This window comes from Myxococcus eversor (genome assembly GCF_010894455.1).
Classification (GTDB): Bacteria; Myxococcota; Myxococcia; order Myxococcales; family Myxococcaceae; genus Myxococcus; species Myxococcus eversor.
Genome location: NZ_JAAIXY010000026.1, coordinates 136,889 through 155,047 on the forward strand (window position 1 = coordinate 136,889; position 18,159 = coordinate 155,047).

The window sequence follows — 18,159 nt, forward strand, 5'->3', positions numbered from 1 at the left end:
TCAAGAAGGTTGGACACAGACATCCGCTCAAGGTGCATAGAGGCGCTTGAGTGCCTCGTATGCGGGCCGCGTGTTTCGGTCGACGTCGACGATGCCCCACCACTCCTCATTGAAGGTGCTGTCGGGGTAGGGGCCACCGCCCGGGGCCGAGCCACCGTTGTCGTGCTGGGAGGGATTGCCGGCCTTCCACCACTCGTCCGACCACTCGAAGACGGTGCCGCCGGAGCACACGCCTCCTGTGTTCGCGGTCGAGTGGTCGAGAAGCTCCTGGGTCAGGGCGTGGGTCGCCTTGGCCTGGCTTTCGGGGTCGTATCCGGGGAGCTTCGCGTTGAAGGCATCCGCACCGTACTCGGCGAGGAACATGGGCTTGGTGCTGAGGTCCTTCCACTGGGTGAAGGCGTCTCCGAACGTGATTCCGCGATACATGTTCAAGCCCCAGACGTCGATGTCCGGCATGGCCGCGATGGTGGCCCTGGACGGCATCTCGCCATAGACGGTCGCGATGGGGTGCTTGGAGTCGAGCGCCTTGATGGCCGCGGCAATCTGGTTCAGGCGCGCCATCGAGTCATTGAAAGACACGTTGGTATACAGGCCGTTGTAGTTCCATTCGTTGCCAAGGGACCACATGAGGATGGCGGGGTGGTCCTTGAGCGCCGCGACGTGCTGGGAGGCGCGAGCAGCGGGGTCGCCGCCGTAGGAGTACACGCTCATGACCACGCGGATGCCCGCGGCGTGCAGCTTGTCCAGCACCACGGTGTCGCGGATGGTGTCGTAGGTGCGGACCACGTTGATGCCCGCGGCCTTCATCAGCGCGATATCCTTGTCGGCGAAGGCGGCATAGTCCCCCCTGGGTGGGTGTTCGCGCCCCTTTCCGACAGGGTTCCAGCAGACGCCCTTCATCTGGATGGCCTTGCCACCGACCTTGATGGCTCGCCCGTCCACGGAGACTTCACCGTCGCCCCAGTCGCTGGGGCCTCCATCCGGAGAACCCGCGTCAGGACTGCCTCCATCCGTGCGCGGGGACCCGCCATCCTCGCGCGAGGGCCCGCCATCTTCACGCAGGGGCCCGCCATCCCCGTTGAGGTCGCTCGGCTCGCTGGAGTCCCCTGAACAGGACTGGATTGCAATCATCAACAGGCTCAAGACAAGGCCACGAAGTTTCATGAACGCCTTTCAAAACGATGCGCCCAACGTCCAGTTGAGGCCGGAATAGCGCTCCTGGGAGATGCCTCCCCCGGTCCATTCCGTTCCCGCTCCGGAGAAGGTGTCTGCGTATTTCTGGAAGCGGTAGCGAACGCTGTACTCGAGCGGCCCGACGAGCTCGCCGCCGACTCCCGCCTCGAGCCCGAAGCCGCTGCTCGACACCTCGGGACCATAGCGGTCCTTCTGCTCGCGGCCCGGCTGAGGCCGGATGAAGTACAGGAAGCCCGCCTCGAGCCGAGCCAGACGGGCCAGGGTCACCGACACATCCAGCCCCACCGCCGCATGGGTGCGGCCCGTCTTGGGAAACAGCGCCTGGTATTCCTCGGCCACCTCGAATGCGTGGGAGATTCCGCCTGCGCGAAGCCCCACGAACGCGGGGAGGGGCGTGGCCGTGAACGACAGCGGGAAATACAAACGATAGGTGCCGAAGAGCGACCCATACGTGTCCACGGCGCTCGCGGTTCCCCCAGGTCCGCCTCCCTGGATACTGACCTGGGTCCAGCGACGCGACAGCTCGGCGGTGACGCCCAGGCCCTTCAGCGCCGTGTCTCCCAGGAGCGCCAGCGGAAACGCGTCGAGCCCGGCGCTGAAGCCCGAGTACGGACTGGGCGTTCCGAACAACAGGGAGCGCTCCGGCCTCTCCGCCTCCGGCTGCGACTCCAGTTGTCCGCACGACCGGATGCCCGGGCCCGCGCAATAGGACCGGAAGGTGGTGGCGCCACCGAGCCTCACGGAGACCCATCGAGGCCCCACCACTGGCGAGGGAGCCTTCACGAGTGCCACGTCCTCCACTGGCGCCGCCGCGACCTTGGCCGTGGGCTTGGGGGGAGGGGCGCCACTCGAAACCCGTGCGTCCGCCGTGGCCGTGGGCCTGGGGGGAGGGACGCCACTCGAAGCTCGTGCATCCGCCGTGGCCGTGGGTTTGGGGGAAGGGACGCCACTCGAAGCTCGTGCATCCGCCTTGGCCGGGGGCAGAGGAGCAGCGTCCTGTGACATCGAAGCGACCGGCTCCGCGGGCTCAACGGACTCCTGGGGGACGACCTCCGTCGCGGCTTCGTGCAACGTCGTCAGGATGGCGTCCGCGGCCCGGAAGGCGTCCTTCTTCGAGAGCCTTCCCTTCTTGAGCGGATACGATTCGGTTCCGAGCAAGCTCCCCGACGCGCTCACCACTTCCACGGTGAGCGCACGCCCCGACACGGCGCCCCGGACGGTCGCCGCGAGCCCGAGCTCCCTTGAGAGCGCGACGATGGCCGCATCCGTGTGGGCCTCGCGTCCCCGGAAACCCAACCGTCGCGCGCGGGTTGCATACAGCTTGCCCTTGATGACGTCGGAGCCCTTGGCCTGCAACGAGCGTTCGAGCTGTTTGCGAACCGCGTCCCGACGGTCCCCGGTGAGCTCGAGCACCGCGACCCGCTGCTCCGCACGCGCCCAGAAGGACGTCAGGAGCACGCACAGCAACATCACTGCATTCAACCACTGGCCGCGAAGAGTCACTTGTCCCATACCTCTGTCACGTCGACTTCAAGGGTGCACCGCGCTCGCCCATCACCTGGGCAGCCGCATGGTCCGGACTGCTTCGACGGTCGACGCCTCCATCCGGGCCGGCAATCCGGGGAGCAGCGCGTCGACCGAGGCGGGAACATTGAGCGGATGGATGAGCGCCAACTGGACGGTCCGGCTTGGAACGTCGAGGAGAATCAAGAAATAGCGATAGCCAGACACCGGACGGCGCAGGGCCGCACCGGGCCCACGGGCAGGGCTGGCGACCGCGCCCCTCGCCGCTTCGGCGCTCGTCGCTTTGTCGATGAGGTCGGCTTCCCCGCCCAGGGTGCTGACGTTGCACTTCGAGCCACAGGGGCCCTCGCCGACATAGCCGCCATAGCCAAACATGTTGGTGCTGAAGACGTCGAGGTTCCGGAAGTCGTTGTTGTCGTTCACGACCTCGAAGACATTGAACTGGCCGCAGCCGTCACCCAGGTACCACTTGTCAGGCTCCTTGGCGTAGCAGTGGCAACCGCCGAAGGCGCCCGCGCGCACGAGCTCTCCATGACTGAGGCCCACCCACGGGGCATCGAACCAGTTTCCGTTCGAGCCCTGCGAGCACGCCTGTCCGAGCGAGCCCGCGTGGGGCATGGTGGCGAGCATCACGAAGAGCTTCGAGCCCGACCAACCCCAGGTCTTCTTCTTTCCGCTCCCTTGCGGTGGGCAGTACGGCGCGCTTCCAGGACCGCACGTGAAGTCCTCGCTCGTCGAGACGTCGACCAGACACTCGGTCCCGATGACGCCGTCGAAGCCCTTCGCTTCGGTGTTGTTCCCCTCGAAGTGGAGGCCCTCCGGGCTCTTCGGGCTCCGTGCGTCCCAAGATGACACCAGGTTCCAGGGCCCCTTCGAATCGCCCTCCGGTTGATACACGGCGAACTGCTTGACCTTCATCGGGCCTCGCAGCGTCACGATGAGGTCCTCGTCCCAGGGGGTCAGCTCATTGCCTTCGATGGTGTGCTTGCTGAGACAGCACCCCGTGCCCTGATAGGCATCACAGGGCCCCGTCGCGGGGTCCCTCCGACTCGGATACCAACCCGGCGCGCCGATGGACTCGAAGGTGAGCGTCCCGCCGTGTGAGGCCGGGTCCAGCTCCGAAGGGTCCAGATCCGCTCCCAGGCCGCCATCGACGGGACCTGGCGTGGGACCGGGGTTCTCGGTCGAGGGACCGCCATCCGGCGACCGTGAGCCGGAGCCTTGCGAGCATGCGCAAAGCAGCGCCAGGAGCAGGCTCGTCACTTCGAGGCGCCGGCGGCGCCGACGACCCCGGAGGAGCAACACCGGAGCGCCGAGCAGAGCGAACGCGGTAGGCGCCGAAGCGGCCGTGCATCCAAAGCCATACTGGATGGGGGGCGCATCCAAGGGAACGACGCCCGGCGTGCCTCCATCCGTGGTCGACCCGAAGAAGAGGTCGGAGCTTCCATTCGAGGAGGCCACGTTGGGATTGCGGCCCGCCGCCAGCTCGTCCCAATCACCGGTGCCGTCGCCATCCGTATCCGCCCGGTCCTCTTTGACTCCGTTGAGCGCCGCCTGAAGAGACTCCGTGTCGAACGCTCCCGTCAGTCCGTGCTGCCGCAGCGTCTCCGCGAAGGGTTGGGTGGCGGTCCCTCGCCCGCCAATGGCGGTGGCGTGGCAAAGGATGCAGGGCGGCGTGTTCTCCATCGCCGTCGCCGTCCGAATCACCGAGGGGAAATTGCTGGTGGCCCCCGCGGTGGTGCCAAGGAAGAGCGCGACCAGCACCATCGGTCGGGCGAAACGGGAAGGGCAGAGGGCGCTTGGCACGATGGGACTCACAGGTAGAAGTGCAGCAGGAGGACGCTGCCCAGGTTGGAGATGGAGGGCTGCCCCTCGACAGGCGTCTGCCGGGCGAACCCGTCGAGCCGGACCTCAAGGCCTCGCGCGGCGAACCAGCTCAATCCCAGCCAGCCCCCGAGTTGTATCCCCGTCGCTCCGCGCTGGTCCTCTCGAAGGACCTCGACGGTGCCCAGCAGGTGCAGGCCACGGACGACCTCCAGGTCCGCCTGGGCGTACCCCACCACGCCCATCTGGGTCCCTCCCTGCTGGCTGCCGCGCACCAGCGCGTCCAGCTCGGCGACCAATGCGAGGTCGGGGGACGGCGCATAGCGGGCAAACAGTCCATGCGCCTGGCGCAACGTGTTCGCCTCCAGGTTCAGGCGGTCGAAGCGGGCGAAGGTGACCAGGCTGGACACACCCGCGGTCAGGTTCGGTGCGAAGGCGTACTCGAGGTAGCCGGAACCTCCCCGCTCGCGAAAGCCGTCCGGGCCCACCTGGAAGTTGCCGGCGATGGCCATCACCTCGGTGCGGAAGTTCTCCGCCGACCAGGCCACCGCCACGCCGTGCTGCTGGGTGTCGTTGAAGTCCGTGCGGGTCACCGCCCTGGCCCAGAGCGTGTGTTCGACGGAGCGGAGTCCAAAGGGGAGCGTCAGACGCCCGGCCCTGATGAACAGCGCATCCTCCAGCAGGGCGGCTCCCAGCCAATAGTCGCGACTGACGAGCTTCGGCCCGTCGATGTCGCCGACAGGGGTCAGGCTGGCCGCGAAGGCGCGGCGGGGTGCCACACCGAGCGAGGCCATGGCCCTGAAGGCCCCCACCACCACCGCTGCGCGGACATCGGCGGCCATCACCACGGGGACCAACACGTCGCGGACCTGCCCCTCGTTGCTCGTAGCTCCGAGGTTCACCGAGCGCGTGAAGAGGCCCCCCGCGCGCACCGACACCTCCGGCAGAAACCACTCCGGGCGCGAGGACCCGAGCGCGCCGTAGAGGAATTGGGTGTCGGAGTCCGCTTCACCTTCCGGGTTGTGCGCCCCCCATTGGGTTTCCAGGAGGGTCTGCTGCTGCGCGCGCCCGTAGTCCGTCATCACGCCGCCACCGCTGGGGTCGACGTGACAGGACTGGCAGCCCGTATAGTTGTGTTTGATCATCCAAGGGAACGCCAGGGCCGCCCGTGGATGGACCAGCAGGCACAACGCAAGCGTCCAGGTGAGCACTCGAACAGACACGTCTGGGTCCTTCTCTCAGCGCTCACGAACGGCATTGTCCGCCGACGCGCGCGAATGTTCTCAGGCCTGGGTGATTTCGAAGGCGACGTCGACGTCGATGTCTGGTTTGACGGTGATGCCCATGTAGCTCGGGACGGCGACGCCGAAGTCCTTGAAGTTCACCTTCACCTGCGAGGTCACCTTCGTCGTCTGTGTCGCCGCTCGCTCCGCTCGGTACTGCACGACGACTTCTCGCGTCTCGCCGTGCAGGGTGAGCAGGCCCTTGGCTTGACCGGACTTCGTCTCACCCTTGGCCGGCACCAGCAGCTCGCCGCGCTTCACCACGAGGACGGCCTGGGGGAACCGGGCCGTCTCCAGGTACTTCTCCTTCATGTGTCGATTGCGCAGCTCGATGCCCGTATCGAGGGAGTCCAGCGGCACCGTGAAGGTGAGGGACTGGCCGTCGTCCTCGAGCGACAGCTTCTCGGTAGCCCCCACCAGCTTGAATCCGGCGGGTCCCTTCCCGGTGAATGAAACCCGGCTCTCTCCCTGAAGGGTGAACCCAGCGGCGGAGGCGACCCCCGGAGTCCCCAGGAGAAGCCCCAGCGACAGCACCACCAGGAGCGCGCTCACGCGAGAATCTCCGTGAGCTCCGCGTTCGCCACGCCTCGCACGTCTTCTCCGAACGAGGTCACGGGCATGCCGAAGACGCGCCGCATGAGCGTGAACCACAGGTCACGGAGCTGTCGGTCATTGCCCACCGAGTCATAGGAGATGTGTGTGTTCTGCTTCAGGATGCCGTTGCCGCCGACGATGAGGATTGGCAGGTCGAACGCATCGTGGTCGTGCGTGCGCATCTCGCTGAGGAACACGAGCGTGGTGTGGTCGAGCACGGTGCCATCGCCTTCGGGGATGGCGTCCAGCTTGAGCGCGAGCTCCGCCACCTTGCGGCCCATCCAGGCGTTGATGGCCGCAAAGCTGCGGTTGCTCGGCTTGATGATTTTGTACTGACCATTCTCCACCGTATCGGCGAGCTCGCCCTCTCCGTGCTGGCTGCCGTGGTAGTGGAGGCTGGAGCCCGCGTTGTACGAGAGCCCCACGCGCGTACGGTCCGCGGCCGGGATGTTGCGGTATTCGAACTCGGAGCGCGCGTCGTCGAGCAGGTGGGTCACCACGCGCGTGCGGTCACACTCGAAGGCGAGGGTGATGAGGTCGTTCATCACATCGGCGTGGAGCTCGTGGTCGTACCCGTCCTGTCCCTGGGACAGCCCCTGCTGCGGGCCGGGCGGCTCGGGCACCGCGCCAGGCGCGGCGAGCGCGCGGCAGGTGGACGAGACTTCATCGGCGGCGAGCTCCAGGCTCCGCACGGTCGTCAGGTACTGGTCCAGCACCTGCTGGTCCCGGCTGCTCACGCGCTTCTTGATGCGGTTCATGTCCTCGCGGACCGCGTCCAGCACGCTCTTCTCTCGCGCCTTGAGCCTGGCGAGTTCGGTCGGAGTCTGCGCGTTGCCGCTTCCGACGAGCGCGTCGAAGATGACGCGGGGATTGACGTTGCGCTTGAGCGGCTCGGTCGGCGACTTCCACGACAGCACCTGGTTGTAGGCGTAGCTGCGGTAGTCGAAGAAGCCTGGCTTGACGCCCAGGCCGGTCTGCATCGAGTTGAGGCCCGTCTGTCCCTGGAGGGTCTGCGCGATGAGCTGGTCCACCGAGGTGGTGCTTCGCACCGCGGAGTCGAGCGGGAGCTTCGCCTTGCGAGCGACTTCATCGGCGTCGATGCAGGTGGTGACGGCCGACATGCAGCGCGCGTGTGACGGCTCGACGCTCGGGGACGGTGACTCGCCGTTGTGGCTCCACGTGTAGTTGCCCAGCCGGCTCACCATCATCAGCTTGTGCTTGAGGGGCTGGAAGGGCGTGAGCACGTTGGGCAACTGGAACGCGTCACCGGAGACGGACTTTCCGAAGGCGGGAGCCGTGCTCCACCAGTCGTGCGGAGCGCCGTTGGGGAAGGCGCAGACCAACAACCGGCGAGGCATGCTCCCGGCCGCGGCGCGGGCGACGCGAGGCGCGAGTGCCTCCAACCAGGGAAGGAACAGCGCGACACCTGCTCCGCGCAGCACGGTCCGGCGCGACATTGAAGTCTTCATGGAGCCTCCTCTGCGTGCCCACGGAAGGCGGGCGAAACCACGACGTGGTGAAGGAGCTCGCGGAGCGTTCCCGCCTTCCAGGTGGCTGACAGCCTGGCGACTCGCGGCTCGTCTTCCGGCACCAGGCTGCGGCGCATGGCGAAGCTGTACAGCTTCCTCGGCGCGCAATCGCCGAGCCGCGAATCCTCCGCGAGCAGCGGCAGCAGCTCCGACACGTTGGCGATGGGGATGCCCTCGTAGACGCCGCTCGAGTCGATGGGGTGCCCCTCGTCCAGGGTGCGGTAGCGGCCCACCGGGTCGAAGTTCTCCAGGCTGAGTCCGAGCGGGTCGAGCATGTTGTGGCAGCCCGCGCAGGACGGATTGCGCCGGTGCGCCTCCAGTCGCTCGCGGACGGTCCTGGGCGACTGGCCCTCCTCCGGTGGAAGCTCCGTGACGACTCCTGGCGGAGGCGTCATGTCGGTGCAGAAGAGCGACGTGATGACGCCCTTGGCGCGAGCGGTGGGCGAGGTGCGGTCGCTGTGTGAGCTGAGCGCCAGGTAGGCCGGCAGCGTCAGGAAGCCGCGACGCTGAAAGGTCGTCGGGTCGGCGGCGAGCAGCGGCTGGATGGCCGTGTTCGCGGGGTGCGGGGCCAGGAACACCTCTTTCCAGGGTGTGGTCCCGGTCACGAAGCCGGACAAGAAGGCGTTGGCCTGCGCCTCGACTCCCTTCGCCACCTCCGGCGTCCATTGGGGGAAGCGGTTGGTGTCCACGTTGTGGCTCGACAGGCGCACGGTGCCGAGCCACTGGCCGAGGAATTGGGAGACGAAGCGCTGACCTCGAGGGTCCTCGAGCATCTTGTCCGTCATGGCGATGAGCTCCGCGTCATCGTCGAGCTTGCCGCTCTCGGCGATGGCGAGCAGCGCATCGTCGGGCATGGAGCCCCAGAGCAGATAGGAGAGGCGGCTCGCCAGCGCGGCGGACTCGAGCGCGTCCTTCCGAGGTCCGGGACGTTCGATGCGCAGGAAGAACGACGGACTGCTGAGCATCACCCGGAGCACGTGTGCGACCGCGTCCACGTGGCCCATCTCCAGCGACTGCCTCGCCTTCTGGTAGGTCGCCAGGTACGCGGCCACCTCTTCGTCGTCGAGGGAGCGGCGAAACGCGCGGCGACCCAGCGTTGTCACGAGGGACTTCGGACATTCAGCGTCCGTGTCGCTCGCGGGAGTGCAGGTAACCAGACGCGCGGTCAGCTCGGGGGACTCGAAGGCCTTGGCCACCACGTCGCGAGCGGCGTTGAAGACCGCTTCACTTTGAACCTCCGACAGGGAGGCGAGCACGCCCACGTTCGCGTCGAACTCGGACGATGAGGCCGCTGGGAAGTAATCGGCCGGACGCGATGTGACTCCGAGCAGGTCCTGAACCGTCGCGTTGTATTCCGACGCGGTCAGCAGATGCGCCGGCATCGTCTCGCCCTCACCTCGGTTCGAGTCCGACAGGGAGAGAAAGGAAGAGCCCTCGCATGCCGAGAGCCCGAGAAGAAGACAGACCCCCACACGTTTGGAGGCTGAGTCGAGACGCATGGTCGCTCCTTGCAGAGACGCGGAGGGGGACGAGCTTCCTGGTTGTGGAGTCGAGCGGGGGATGGCCTCTGCAACGCTGCTGTAGAGACTCGGGCCGCGGATTTCGGCTCAACAAAAGCGACGAGACGGAGTCGCTCGTTCAAGGAGTGGAGGCAGGCGGCGCCTGGTGTAGGGGAAGGAAGCACTTGCCTCCGCCCTCGACACAGGCCTCCCTTTCGTCTTCTCTCGCTTGGCTGGTGTGAGCCGTTTTGGGCGGTAGTGTCTCTAGAGGGCCATGTCCGTACCCGGGCGACTCATTCCATTGCACCAGGACGCCGCCGAGGTGGAGGTTGACCCGGCCGACCTCACCGCCGTGGTTCGGGCGTACCGTCCCTATGTCGCGGGGGTGGTGAAGCGCATGTTGGGGCGTGACGACGAGGTCGACGACATCGTGCAGGACACCTTCGTGCGTGCCATCGATGGCCTCAAGCGGCTCGAAAACCCCCTGCGGGTGAAGCCCTACCTGGCGTCGACCGCGGTGCGACTGACGTTGAGGCGGCTGCGCAGGCGGCGGCTGCAGCGCGCTTTCGGCCTGTGGGAGCGTTGGCACCCCACGCTGCTCTCCACGCCCCGCGCCAATGGCGAGCACATGGCGCTGTTGAGTGACGTGTACCGGGTGCTCGACAGCAGGTCCGCGGATGAGCAGGTGGCGTGGAGCCTGCGCTATCTGGAGGGTGAGCGGTTGGAGCGCGTCGCCGAGCTGTTGGGCTGCTCGGTCTCGACGGCCAAACGACGCATCGCCGCCGTGGACGCGGCGATGGAGGAGGCGCACCGTGACTGAACGGCACCAGCGTTGGGCTGAGGCGGCGCGCTCGCTCGAACCGCAGTACTCGACCCATGAGGCGACGCTGTTCGAAGCGGAGGTGCGCCGGCGCTACCGCCAACGGGGGGTGCGCCGGCGGGTGGCGCTGTCCGGGGTTGGTGTCGCGGCGCTCGTGCTGGTCGCGCTCTTCGTCCCTTCGATGTCGAGCGGGCCCGGCGTTCCCGAGGTTGTGATTGGTGAAGACGCGCGGGTGGTGATGCCCATCGGCGCGCCGGTGCGCACCCTCCGCTCGGAGCCGGGACTCTTGTGGTTGGAGCTGGAGCGCGGCGCCATGCACTTCAGGGTCGCCCCTCAGCACGGGCGGCTGGTGCGGGTGTCGGCTGGCGCCGTGGAGGTCGAGGTGGTCGGCACCGCGTTTACTGTCACCCGCGAAGACCAGCAGGTGAGTGTGGTCGTCACCGAGGGCCGCGTCCGGGTGCGCGCCGGAGTCCGGGAGACGCTGCTGGCGGCGGGCGAGCAGGGCACCTTCCGCGTCGAGGCGCTCGTCCCTGAAGCCGTTGACGCGCCCGTTGTGCCTGATGAGGTGACGGCCGAGGCGAGCGGGGACGAAGGTGTGCCCGCGATGTCCGAGGCGCCGAGCGTGGCGCCTGCACCGCGGCCCCCGGGCAGGAAGAACGTGCGTCGTCCGGCCACCTGGCGCGCACATGCCGAGCAGGGCGATTTCCAGACGGCCTGGTCGGCGTTGCAGCGCGAGGGTGCTCCCGAGGACGAGCCTGGAGATCTGCTCCGCGCCGCCGACGTGGCCCGTCTCAGCGGGCACCCCGAGGCTTCGCTTGCCCCGCTTCGCCGGGTGCTGTCGCGCTTTCGCGGTGACCCGCGCGCGTCGCTCGCCGCCTTCACCCTCGGTCGGGTGCTACTGGATGACCTGGGCAACCCGCGAGAGGCGGCTGACGCGTTTCTGGAGGCGCACGCGCTGGCTCCGAAGGGCCCGCTCGCCCCCGACGCACTCGCTCGCGCTGTCGAGGCCCAGGCCCAGGCGGGAGACGTCGCCGCGGCCCGTGGTACCGCCGAGCGCTTCATCGAAGAGTTTCCGCAATCTCGGCGGGTCGACGCCGTGAGACAGTGGGGGAGGCTCGAAGCACCGTGATGTCCCTTCTTCCGTCCGGGTCCTCCGGCGCTGCGCAGGTGGCCCTGGCGTGATGGTCGCAGTGGTGTGGTGGGTGGCCGCCGTCTCGCTGTCGGGCTCGGGCAGCGTGGCGATGAGCGCCACCGGTTGCCCGCCCGGCGTCGAACCGGAGCTGCGCCGGCTGCTGGCGATTGAACTCAAGGTGCCCGTCGACGCGGCGTCCGGCGAGGGTGACACGCGGGTGACCGTCGACTGCACGGCGCCGCGCTACACGGTGGCACTCGAGGTGTTGGACCGAAAGCCCGAGCAGTTCGAGGTCGACATCTCCGACGTCAGCGCGTTGGCCGTTCCCCGGACGGTCGCGTTGTTGGTGGCCGAAGCCGCCGCGCGGCTGTGGTCTTCGCCGCCCGCCGAGCCGCTCCTTCCGCCGGTCGAGCCTCCACTTGAGCTCCCGCCTCCATCAGAACTCTTGCCTCCTCCCGAGCTCCCGCCTGTCGTCCAGGTCCCGTCCACGCTCGAGGCCCCGCCTGTTCCCATCGCCGAGCCGGGCCGGTTGCAGTTCGGTCTGTTCGGCGTTGGCCGCTTGGGGGAGTTGCCGTTGTTGGGGGGAGGCCTCGCGGCCGACGTGAGGCTTGGGAGTTGGGTGGGCCTGCGCTTCGACGTGGCGGCGCTGCGAGGGCGCGCACAGCGGGCCTCGGGCTCGGTGTTGGCGACGCTGGTCGATGGCGGGGTCACCTTCGATGTGCGGACGGAGCGAGAGAGGTGGATGGTTCGGGGCGGCGTCGGGCTGCGTTGCGGACTCGGGGAGCTCGAGGGCCTGCCGGCGGAAGGGCACGTGGGGGCAGTCACGCGCGGCGTGCTCTGGGGTCCCCAGGCGGGAGTGAGCGGCGAGTGGCGACCGTGGGGGTGGCTTGGACTCGGGCTGGGCCTCGATGGAGGCGTCTGGGTCCCGCGCCTGGATGGCACCGTGGTGGGCGAGTCGCCTGTTCGCGTCGTCGGCGCCTTCGGTGCGCTCTGGTTCTCGGTCGGCGTACGCGGGTGGTAGATTGGCGAAACCGATGCGCGGACGGTCGCCCGACATGTTGGTGCTGGCGCTGATGCTGGCGGGGTGCGAGTCGGTCACGCTGGGTGGCGCTGGAGTGGTGCTCGGTCCTGGCCCGGCGCTGTGTCGGCAGGCGTCACTCCCGCAGGTGACTCCGCTGTTCACCGAAGGTCCCGCTGAGACTGGCCCCATCGTCCTCCGTCGGGAGGACGGTGTCCTCGTCACCGAGGTCGCCGGGCGGGTGCGCGGCCGTCATGAGCGAGAGGATCGCTCCAGTTTCTTCACCACGCGCTCGTTCGAGAACCGGAGCTACAGGCTCGTGGTCGAAGACGCTGTCGCCGCTGGCCGTTCCGAAATCAAAATCACCTACTACCCCATCGTTGACGTCTCGATGTACGGCCCTGGCACCAACTTCCGCAGTTGGAAGATGTATGGCCTCGAGGGAGACCAGAACGGGGGCTACACCTTTCACGTCAACCAAGGGATGCGTCAGGTGTCGCCGCGGCAGCTCGAGCAGACGGTGACCGACAACGCCCGAGAAGGCCGGCCGTTGCGCGTGGGTGACATCCTCGACTTCGAGCTCGGCATCTACCTTGCCGGCGCCGATGCCATGGACCCCAACCCCATAGTCGGCGGGTCGGCCTATTTCTCAGACACCTTCCGCTACCAGGTCGGCCTCGGTGGGCTCACGCCAGAGAACTTCGACTCCACGGGCATGTTGGGGCCTTCTGTCGAAGCCCGTCTCGGCGGGGGCACCACCGTGCCCTTCGTCGCCCTTGCCGACGGCACCCCGGTCGCGCCGCAGTACGCGCTCTCGCAATTGGCGCTCAACATCCAGTGGCCACACCCGCAGGGGTTTCTCGAAGGCCGCCGGCTCTTCTACACAGCGCTCGACACGGGCGCCCACGTCGAGGCGGGCAATCCTCCCCTCCCGTTGCAGGGCGTTCTGGGGCCGCTGTTCAACGCAAACAGTTGCGTCGCCTGCCATGCCTTCAATGGCCGTGGCGTGTTGCCACCGGTGGGAGAGCAGGTGCAATCGCTGGTGCTCAGGCTGACTGGCGAGCCGGACTTCGGAGACCAGCTTCAGCCTCAGGAGGCCCCTGTATGGCTTTCGCGCATCGAGCCGCAATCGGTGACGCTCAGCGATGGTGAAGTGGTGACGTTGCAGCGGCCGGTGTTCGACGCCGGCCGGCCGTTGCGCGCGTCGGCGCGACTGGCACCGGCGCTGGTTGGCCTGGGGCTGCTTGAGGCGGTCGACGAAGCGACCCTTCTGGCGGCCGCCGATGAGAATGACTGCGACGGGGACGGCATCTCGGGTCGTCCTGGGCTGAGCAGGGGCTCGCCGGGTGAAGAACCACGGCTCGGTCGCTTTGGCTGGAAGGCCGAGTACCCCTCGGTCTCCGCGCAGGTCGACGCCGAGCTCGCGGCTCACCTCGGAGTGGGAGGGACGGCAAGCGCGTTCGGCGGCGAAGAACGGTCTCGCCTCGTCACGTATCTGCGGCTGCTCGGCGTCATGCCACAGCGTGTGACTTCGCCGGAGCAGGTCCGTCGCGGAGCCGAGGTGTTCGCCGCGGTGGGGTGTGGTGCCTGTCACCTGCGCGAGCTGACGACGGGGGGGCGGCACCCGTTCGAGGAACTCCGCGCGCAGACGGTGCACCCGTACACCGACCTGTTGCTTCATGACATGGGCGCGGGGCTGGCGGACGACTCAGGCCTGCCCGAGGCGAGTGAATGGCGCACGGCTCCGCTGTGGGGCCTGGGCTTCACGGCGCAGGTCTCTGGCGCCGTCAACCTGCTGCACGATGGGCGGGCCGGCTCGGTGCTGGAGGCGGTGCTGTGGCATGGCGGGGAAGCGCAGAGGGCGCGGGACGCAGTGGTGGCGCTGCCGCGAGAAGACCGCCTGGCGCTGCTCGCGTTCCTCGACAGCCTCTGACGCGCCAAAGCGTGCACTGGCGCTACGGGGCTGCTCCCACATTCACGAGGCGTCCGTGGTTGTGCCGCCATACTGCGCCGATGGCTTTCGTAGATGCCTTGACGCCTCTTGGACTGTTCCTCCTGCTGCAGGGATGCGCCACTCCAGCCGCGCCCTGGAAGGGTGAAGTGCCGTGGCCGGACGAAGGCTCGTCCAGAACCGTTGTCGAGCGCATGAACGCGGGTGCCGCGCTCGCGGCCGCAGGGGCCATTCGTGAGGTGGTGAGAACCCATCTGTTTCCCAACCTGTTCGCGGGATGCGCGAGTCCAGAGCAGGGCCTGGATGTTTCCGTCTTCGCGGGTCCGACGCCAGGCCTGTACTTCGTGGTGGTGGACCAGGGTTTTCACCGCTGCGGCGGTCCGAGTGGACGTGTCCTCGATTGGTGGGAAGTCTATGCGGTGACCAACCAGGGCGTTGTGGTCGATAAAGCCCCGACTCCGACTGGCGATGTCCCTGCCGATTCATTTCAAGCATCAAGATGGGCTCTGGCATGCACCATGAGCACTGCACCAAGACGTGCCGCGAAGAGTTCACCCGGTGCATCGAGGCGCAAGCGGAACTGGAGAAACAAGATTCGCAGAAGAAGGAGCTGCACTTCCCCACCATGGATGCCGCGCTCGTATGGATCAGGGCCCACAAGGGTGAGGTGGCGATTGGAACTATCGTCATCGTCGCAGGCGTGATTGCCGCTCCCTACGTCGTTGCCATCGCGGCTGGTGGTGCGCTGGTTCTTGCCCCACTGTGAGCGGATGACGGATATCAGGTGACGCCATGGCAAAGACGCCCGGTCTCGATTTGGACGACATGCTCCTCGCGCTGAACCCCTTCATCGACGGCCAGTCGGAGGGCTCGAAGGAACGAGCGGCGCTCGAACTTGCCCAGGCCGCGCTGCTCTACATCCGCGACCGTGGGCAGGAGGCCGACTTCGCCACGTACTACGCGCGATTCTCCGACACAGCCTTCACAGTCGAAGTCTCCCACGAGTTCGCGACGCGAGAAGCAGCGGACCAGTGGCTCGCCAGTGGCACGGCCCGGGACTCCGAGCGTGTGAAGATTGCTGGCAAGGGCTTCATGGTCGTTGAAGCGCAAGGACGGCGACTGTTCATGGTCGCGCCTCTTCCTGAAGAGTTGAAGGCCGACCCCGAGTAGGTGTCCCGCTACCTCGCCGGCGGGTACTTCTGGAGCTTGCGCTGAAGCGAGCGGCGGTGGATGCCGAGCTTGCGCGAGGCCTCGGAGATGTTCCCCGCGCAGTCCGCGAGCACTCGGTGGATGTGCTCCCACTCCGCTCTCGCCAGCGAGGGCGCTTCGAATGTCTCCGGCGCCGCCAGCGACGGCTCGCCCGAAGCTCGCTCGAAGGCCGCGAGGATGTCGTCCACGTCCGCCGGCTTGGGCAGGTAGTTCACCGCCCCCAGTCGAATCGCATCCACCGTCGTCGCGATGCTCCCATACCCCGTGAGCACAATCGCCTTCGTGGATGCGTCCACCGCCAGCAAATCCTTCACCACTTCCAATCCACTGCGCCCCGGCATGCGCAGGTCCACCACCGCGTACTCCGGTGACTCCCGCCGCGCCGCCGCCAGCGCCTCGTCGTAGTCGCCCGCCGTGGTGACTTCCCACCCGCGCTCACGAAACGCTCGCGCCAGCCGCTCCCGCAGCGTCGCGTCGTCATCCACGAGCAACAAGCTCGGGTGATGCCCATCACCGCCCACCGCGCTCACGACGCCACCTCCGTGGCGGCCGGCGCTCCGACAGGCAATGCCAGACTCGCCACCGTCCCCTGTCCCGGCGTGGACCGCAGCTCCAACGAACCGCCGAGCTGCTCCGCCAACGTGCGCGCCAGAAACAATCCCAACCCCATGCCCTCACCCGGCGCCTTCGTGGTGAAGAAGGGCTCGCCCGCCCGCGCCAGGATTTCCGCCGGCATCCCCGCGCCCCCATCGCGCACCTCCAGCCGCGCGCCTCCTCTCCCCGCCACCACCCGCAACTCCACCGACCTGGACGGCGGCGACGCCTGGAGCGCGTTCTTCACCAACCCTCGCACCACCCGCGCCAGCGCTCGCGGCGGCCCCTGCACCCGCCACGCGCTCAACTCCTCGGGCAGCTCCACCCGCACCCGCTCCACGCCCGACAGCTCCGACAGCGAGTCCTCCACCAACCGTCCCAGCGGCATCGGATGGAAGGCCTCTCCCGTCGTCTGCCCCGCGTCCGCCGACATCTGCACCAGCACGTCGCGACAGCGGTCCACCTGCTGACGGATGAGGCGCAAGTCCTCACGCACCGCCTCGGAGGTCCCCGCCGCCGTCAGCGCCCGCTCCACTTCCTTCGACACCACCGCGATGGTCGACAGCGGCGTGGACAACTCATGCGCCGCCCCCGCCGCCAGCGTCGCCAGCGAGGCCACCTTCTCCCGCCGCGCATGCTGCGCTCGCGCCTGCGCCAACTCCTGCTCGCGCTCCTCCAGCGCCCGCGTCACCCGCTGCACGAAGTACACGATGAAGCCCGCGGCCACCGCGAACGCCACCCACATTCCGTTGATGTGCAGCCGCATCAGCGCCGCGTGGTCCGGCCGCGACAGCCCCGGCACCAACACCACGTCCTGAAGCAGGAACAGCGAACCGAACGCCGTCAGCGTGAAGCCCAACAGGCTCCACATCCACCGCGAGGGCAACAGCACCGTGCCCAGCGCCACGTTCACCAGGTACAGCGTGGTGAAGGGGTTGTGCGTGCCACCACTCAGCGCCAAAAGCCCCGTGAGCACCAGCGTGTCCCACAGCATCAGCTTGCCGATGGTGCCCTCGGTCACCCGCGCCCGGCCCAGCCACGCTCGCACCGCGAGGTTGGTGATGCCCTCCAGCGCCAGCAGCCCCAACAGCACCGGCACCGGCAACGCCAGCTCCAACCCATACGCCGCCATCGCGATGACCAGCGCCTGGCCCAGCAACAGTCCCCACCGCAGCTTCAGCAGCCACTCGAGGTTGATGCGGGCGCGCGAAGCGGGCTCGGTGGGGACGGGAGGCGTCATGGCACGACAGCGGACTGCAGCGAGGCGGAGCGGGCCACATTGCCCAGCAGGTCCACGTTGCGAGGCGACTCGCCCGGACCCACGCCATCCAGCCACGAATCCCACGCCAGTGTGAAGACCCGCGCCGCCTTCGGCGCGTCTTCCGTCAACTCAAGCCCCTCCAGCAGCACGTCCACCGACGAGGTGCCCCGCGTCTCCACCTCGAACCCGCGCTCGCCCTCCGCCAGCGTGCCCCGGACATGCAGGCTCAGCCCCAACATGTCCACCGGCACCGCGCCCTGCGACGCCGAGGACAGTCCCTCCGCGTCCGCGTCCGCCGGCTCGAAGGTGAGCCGCGCCCGGCAGTAGCGCCCCGGCGGTGGACGCATCACCCCCAGCGGCAGCACCGCTCCATCCGTGTCCCCCAGCGCGACGACGTGCGGCGTGCCCATCCGCAGCGCGTTCGACACCGAGTGCGCCCACGCCGTCCCCACAGGGGACAGCTCGTTCCACAACCTCCGCCAGCCCGTCGCCTCGCACGGAATCAGCTCCACCTTGCCCAGCGTGACGAGCGCCCCGGAGAGCGTGGCCCGCGCGCCCTCGTCCGTGACGAGCGTGCGCGCCCCCGCCGCCTCCGGCACCCCGCGCGCCCGAGCGGTGGTAATCCCCAAGGTCAGCTCCATCCCCTCGATTCGCTCACCGCCACCACAGCCGGCGAGACACAGAAACAAGGCGGGCAGGGCAAGGGACTTCACGGACACAGGCATGG

General features: G+C 68.0%; 16 protein-coding genes. 6 read left to right on the forward strand and 10 right to left on the reverse strand.

The genetic code is table 11. From position 1 onward, the window contains the following. Positions 1-27: 27 nt before the first annotated feature. The 7 genes from G4D83_RS38915 to G4D83_RS38945 form a co-directional block, all read right to left on the reverse strand. A complete protein-coding gene (locus G4D83_RS38915; protein ID WP_163869985.1) occupies positions 28-1,164 on the reverse strand; it encodes a glycoside hydrolase family 2 TIM barrel-domain containing protein in 1,137 nt (378 codons plus the stop codon). Between the two features lie 9 nt (positions 1,165-1,173). Continuing rightward, positions 1,174-2,706 carry a hypothetical protein gene (locus G4D83_RS38920; RefSeq protein WP_163869986.1) on the reverse strand — a complete coding sequence of 511 codons (1,533 nt, stop codon included), beginning with the start codon at positions 2,704-2,706 and terminating at the stop codon, positions 1,174-1,176. 42 nt (positions 2,707-2,748) lie between these two features. Beyond that, positions 2,749-3,981: a DUF2403 domain-containing lipoprotein gene (locus tag G4D83_RS38925; protein WP_420826692.1), complete on the reverse strand. Its 1,233-nt coding sequence runs from the start codon at positions 3,979-3,981 to the stop codon at positions 2,749-2,751. A 551-nt stretch (positions 3,982-4,532) separates the two neighbouring features. Next, positions 4,533-5,765, reverse strand: a complete 1,233-nt coding sequence (locus tag G4D83_RS38930; RefSeq protein ID WP_163869987.1) for a hypothetical protein — start codon at positions 5,763-5,765, stop codon at positions 4,533-4,535. Positions 5,766-5,825: 60 nt separating this feature from the next. Further along, positions 5,826-6,377 (reverse strand): YceI family protein, encoded by a 552-nt coding sequence (locus tag G4D83_RS38935; RefSeq protein WP_163869988.1) that lies wholly within the window; start codon positions 6,375-6,377, stop codon positions 5,826-5,828. Beyond that, positions 6,374-7,888, reverse strand: coding sequence for a DUF1552 domain-containing protein (locus tag G4D83_RS38940; RefSeq protein WP_163869989.1), 1,515 nt, complete (start codon positions 7,886-7,888; stop codon positions 6,374-6,376). Before G4D83_RS38940 ends, G4D83_RS38935 begins: the two co-directional genes overlap by 4 nt. Then, positions 7,885-9,330: a DUF1588 domain-containing protein gene (locus tag G4D83_RS38945; RefSeq protein ID WP_163869990.1), complete on the reverse strand. Its 1,446-nt coding sequence runs from the start codon at positions 9,328-9,330 to the stop codon at positions 7,885-7,887. The genes G4D83_RS38940 and G4D83_RS38945 overlap by 4 nt, the downstream gene beginning before the upstream one ends. A 391-nt stretch (positions 9,331-9,721) precedes the next feature. Between G4D83_RS38945 and G4D83_RS38950 the strand changes: the two genes are divergently transcribed. The 6 genes from G4D83_RS38950 to G4D83_RS38975 all read left to right on the forward strand — a co-directional run bounded on the left by G4D83_RS38950 (position 9,722) and on the right by G4D83_RS38975 (position 15,538). Next, positions 9,722-10,267 (forward strand): RNA polymerase sigma factor, encoded by a 546-nt coding sequence (locus tag G4D83_RS38950; RefSeq protein ID WP_163869991.1) that lies wholly within the window; start codon positions 9,722-9,724, stop codon positions 10,265-10,267. Continuing rightward, the gene (locus tag G4D83_RS38955) at positions 10,260-11,396 is read left to right on the forward strand and encodes a FecR domain-containing protein (protein WP_163869992.1); all 1,137 of its coding nucleotides are present in this window, start codon (positions 10,260-10,262) and stop codon (positions 11,394-11,396) included. Before G4D83_RS38950 ends, G4D83_RS38955 begins: the two co-directional genes overlap by 8 nt. A gap of 49 nt (positions 11,397-11,445) precedes the next feature. After that, a complete protein-coding gene (locus tag G4D83_RS38960) occupies positions 11,446-12,420 on the forward strand; it encodes a hypothetical protein (protein ID WP_163869993.1) in 975 nt (324 codons plus the stop codon). A 34-nt stretch (positions 12,421-12,454) separates the two neighbouring features. Next, a complete protein-coding gene (locus G4D83_RS38965; protein ID WP_163869994.1) occupies positions 12,455-14,350 on the forward strand; it encodes a di-heme oxidoredictase family protein in 1,896 nt (631 codons plus the stop codon). A 529-nt stretch (positions 14,351-14,879) separates the two neighbouring features. Next, positions 14,880-15,134 (forward strand): hypothetical protein, encoded by a 255-nt coding sequence (locus G4D83_RS38970; protein ID WP_163869890.1) that lies wholly within the window; start codon positions 14,880-14,882, stop codon positions 15,132-15,134. Positions 15,135-15,160: 26 nt separating this feature from the next. After that, entirely contained in the window at positions 15,161-15,538 is a 378-nt protein-coding gene (locus G4D83_RS38975) for a hypothetical protein (RefSeq protein ID WP_163869995.1), read from the forward strand. 8 nt (positions 15,539-15,546) lie between these two features. On the opposite strand, the gene G4D83_RS38980 is transcribed toward G4D83_RS38975, so the two are convergent. From G4D83_RS38980 to G4D83_RS38990, 3 genes are read right to left on the reverse strand one after another with little or no spacing between them, the layout of a single operon-like run. Beyond that, complete coding sequence (locus tag G4D83_RS38980; RefSeq protein WP_163869996.1) at positions 15,547-16,107, reverse strand: response regulator transcription factor; 561 nt, start codon at positions 16,105-16,107, stop codon at positions 15,547-15,549. Further along, entirely contained in the window at positions 16,104-17,411 is a 1,308-nt protein-coding gene (locus G4D83_RS38985; RefSeq protein WP_163869997.1) for a sensor histidine kinase, read from the reverse strand. The genes G4D83_RS38980 and G4D83_RS38985 overlap by 4 nt, the downstream gene beginning before the upstream one ends. Beyond that, a complete protein-coding gene (locus G4D83_RS38990) occupies positions 17,408-18,157 on the reverse strand; it encodes a hypothetical protein (RefSeq protein WP_163869998.1) in 750 nt (249 codons plus the stop codon). Before G4D83_RS38990 ends, G4D83_RS38985 begins: the two co-directional genes overlap by 4 nt. Positions 18,158-18,159 lie beyond the last annotated feature (2 nt).

Coding starts and splice junctions, on each gene's coding strand:
- G4D83_RS38915 (WP_163869985.1), bottom strand. CDS start 1,164: ATGAAACTTCGTGGCCTTGTCTTGAGCCTGTTGATGATTGCAATCCAG.
- G4D83_RS38920 (WP_163869986.1), bottom strand. CDS start 2,706: ATGGGACAAGTGACTCTTCGCGGCCAGTGGTTGAATGCAGTGATGTTG.
- G4D83_RS38940 (WP_163869989.1), bottom strand. CDS start 7,888: ATGAAGACTTCAATGTCGCGCCGGACCGTGCTGCGCGGAGCAGGTGTC.
- G4D83_RS38945 (WP_163869990.1), bottom strand. CDS start 9,330: ATGCCGGCGCATCTGCTGACCGCGTCGGAATACAACGCGACGGTTCAG.
- G4D83_RS38950 (WP_163869991.1), top strand. CDS start 9,722: ATGTCCGTACCCGGGCGACTCATTCCATTGCACCAGGACGCCGCCGAG.
- G4D83_RS38965 (WP_163869994.1), top strand. CDS start 12,455: ATGTTGGTGCTGGCGCTGATGCTGGCGGGGTGCGAGTCGGTCACGCTG.
- G4D83_RS38970 (WP_163869890.1), top strand. CDS start 14,880: ATGCACCATGAGCACTGCACCAAGACGTGCCGCGAAGAGTTCACCCGG.
- G4D83_RS38975 (WP_163869995.1), top strand. CDS start 15,161: ATGGCAAAGACGCCCGGTCTCGATTTGGACGACATGCTCCTCGCGCTG.
- G4D83_RS38985 (WP_163869997.1), bottom strand. CDS start 17,411: ATGACGCCTCCCGTCCCCACCGAGCCCGCTTCGCGCGCCCGCATCAAC.
- G4D83_RS38990 (WP_163869998.1), bottom strand. CDS start 18,157: ATGCCTGTGTCCGTGAAGTCCCTTGCCCTGCCCGCCTTGTTTCTGTGT.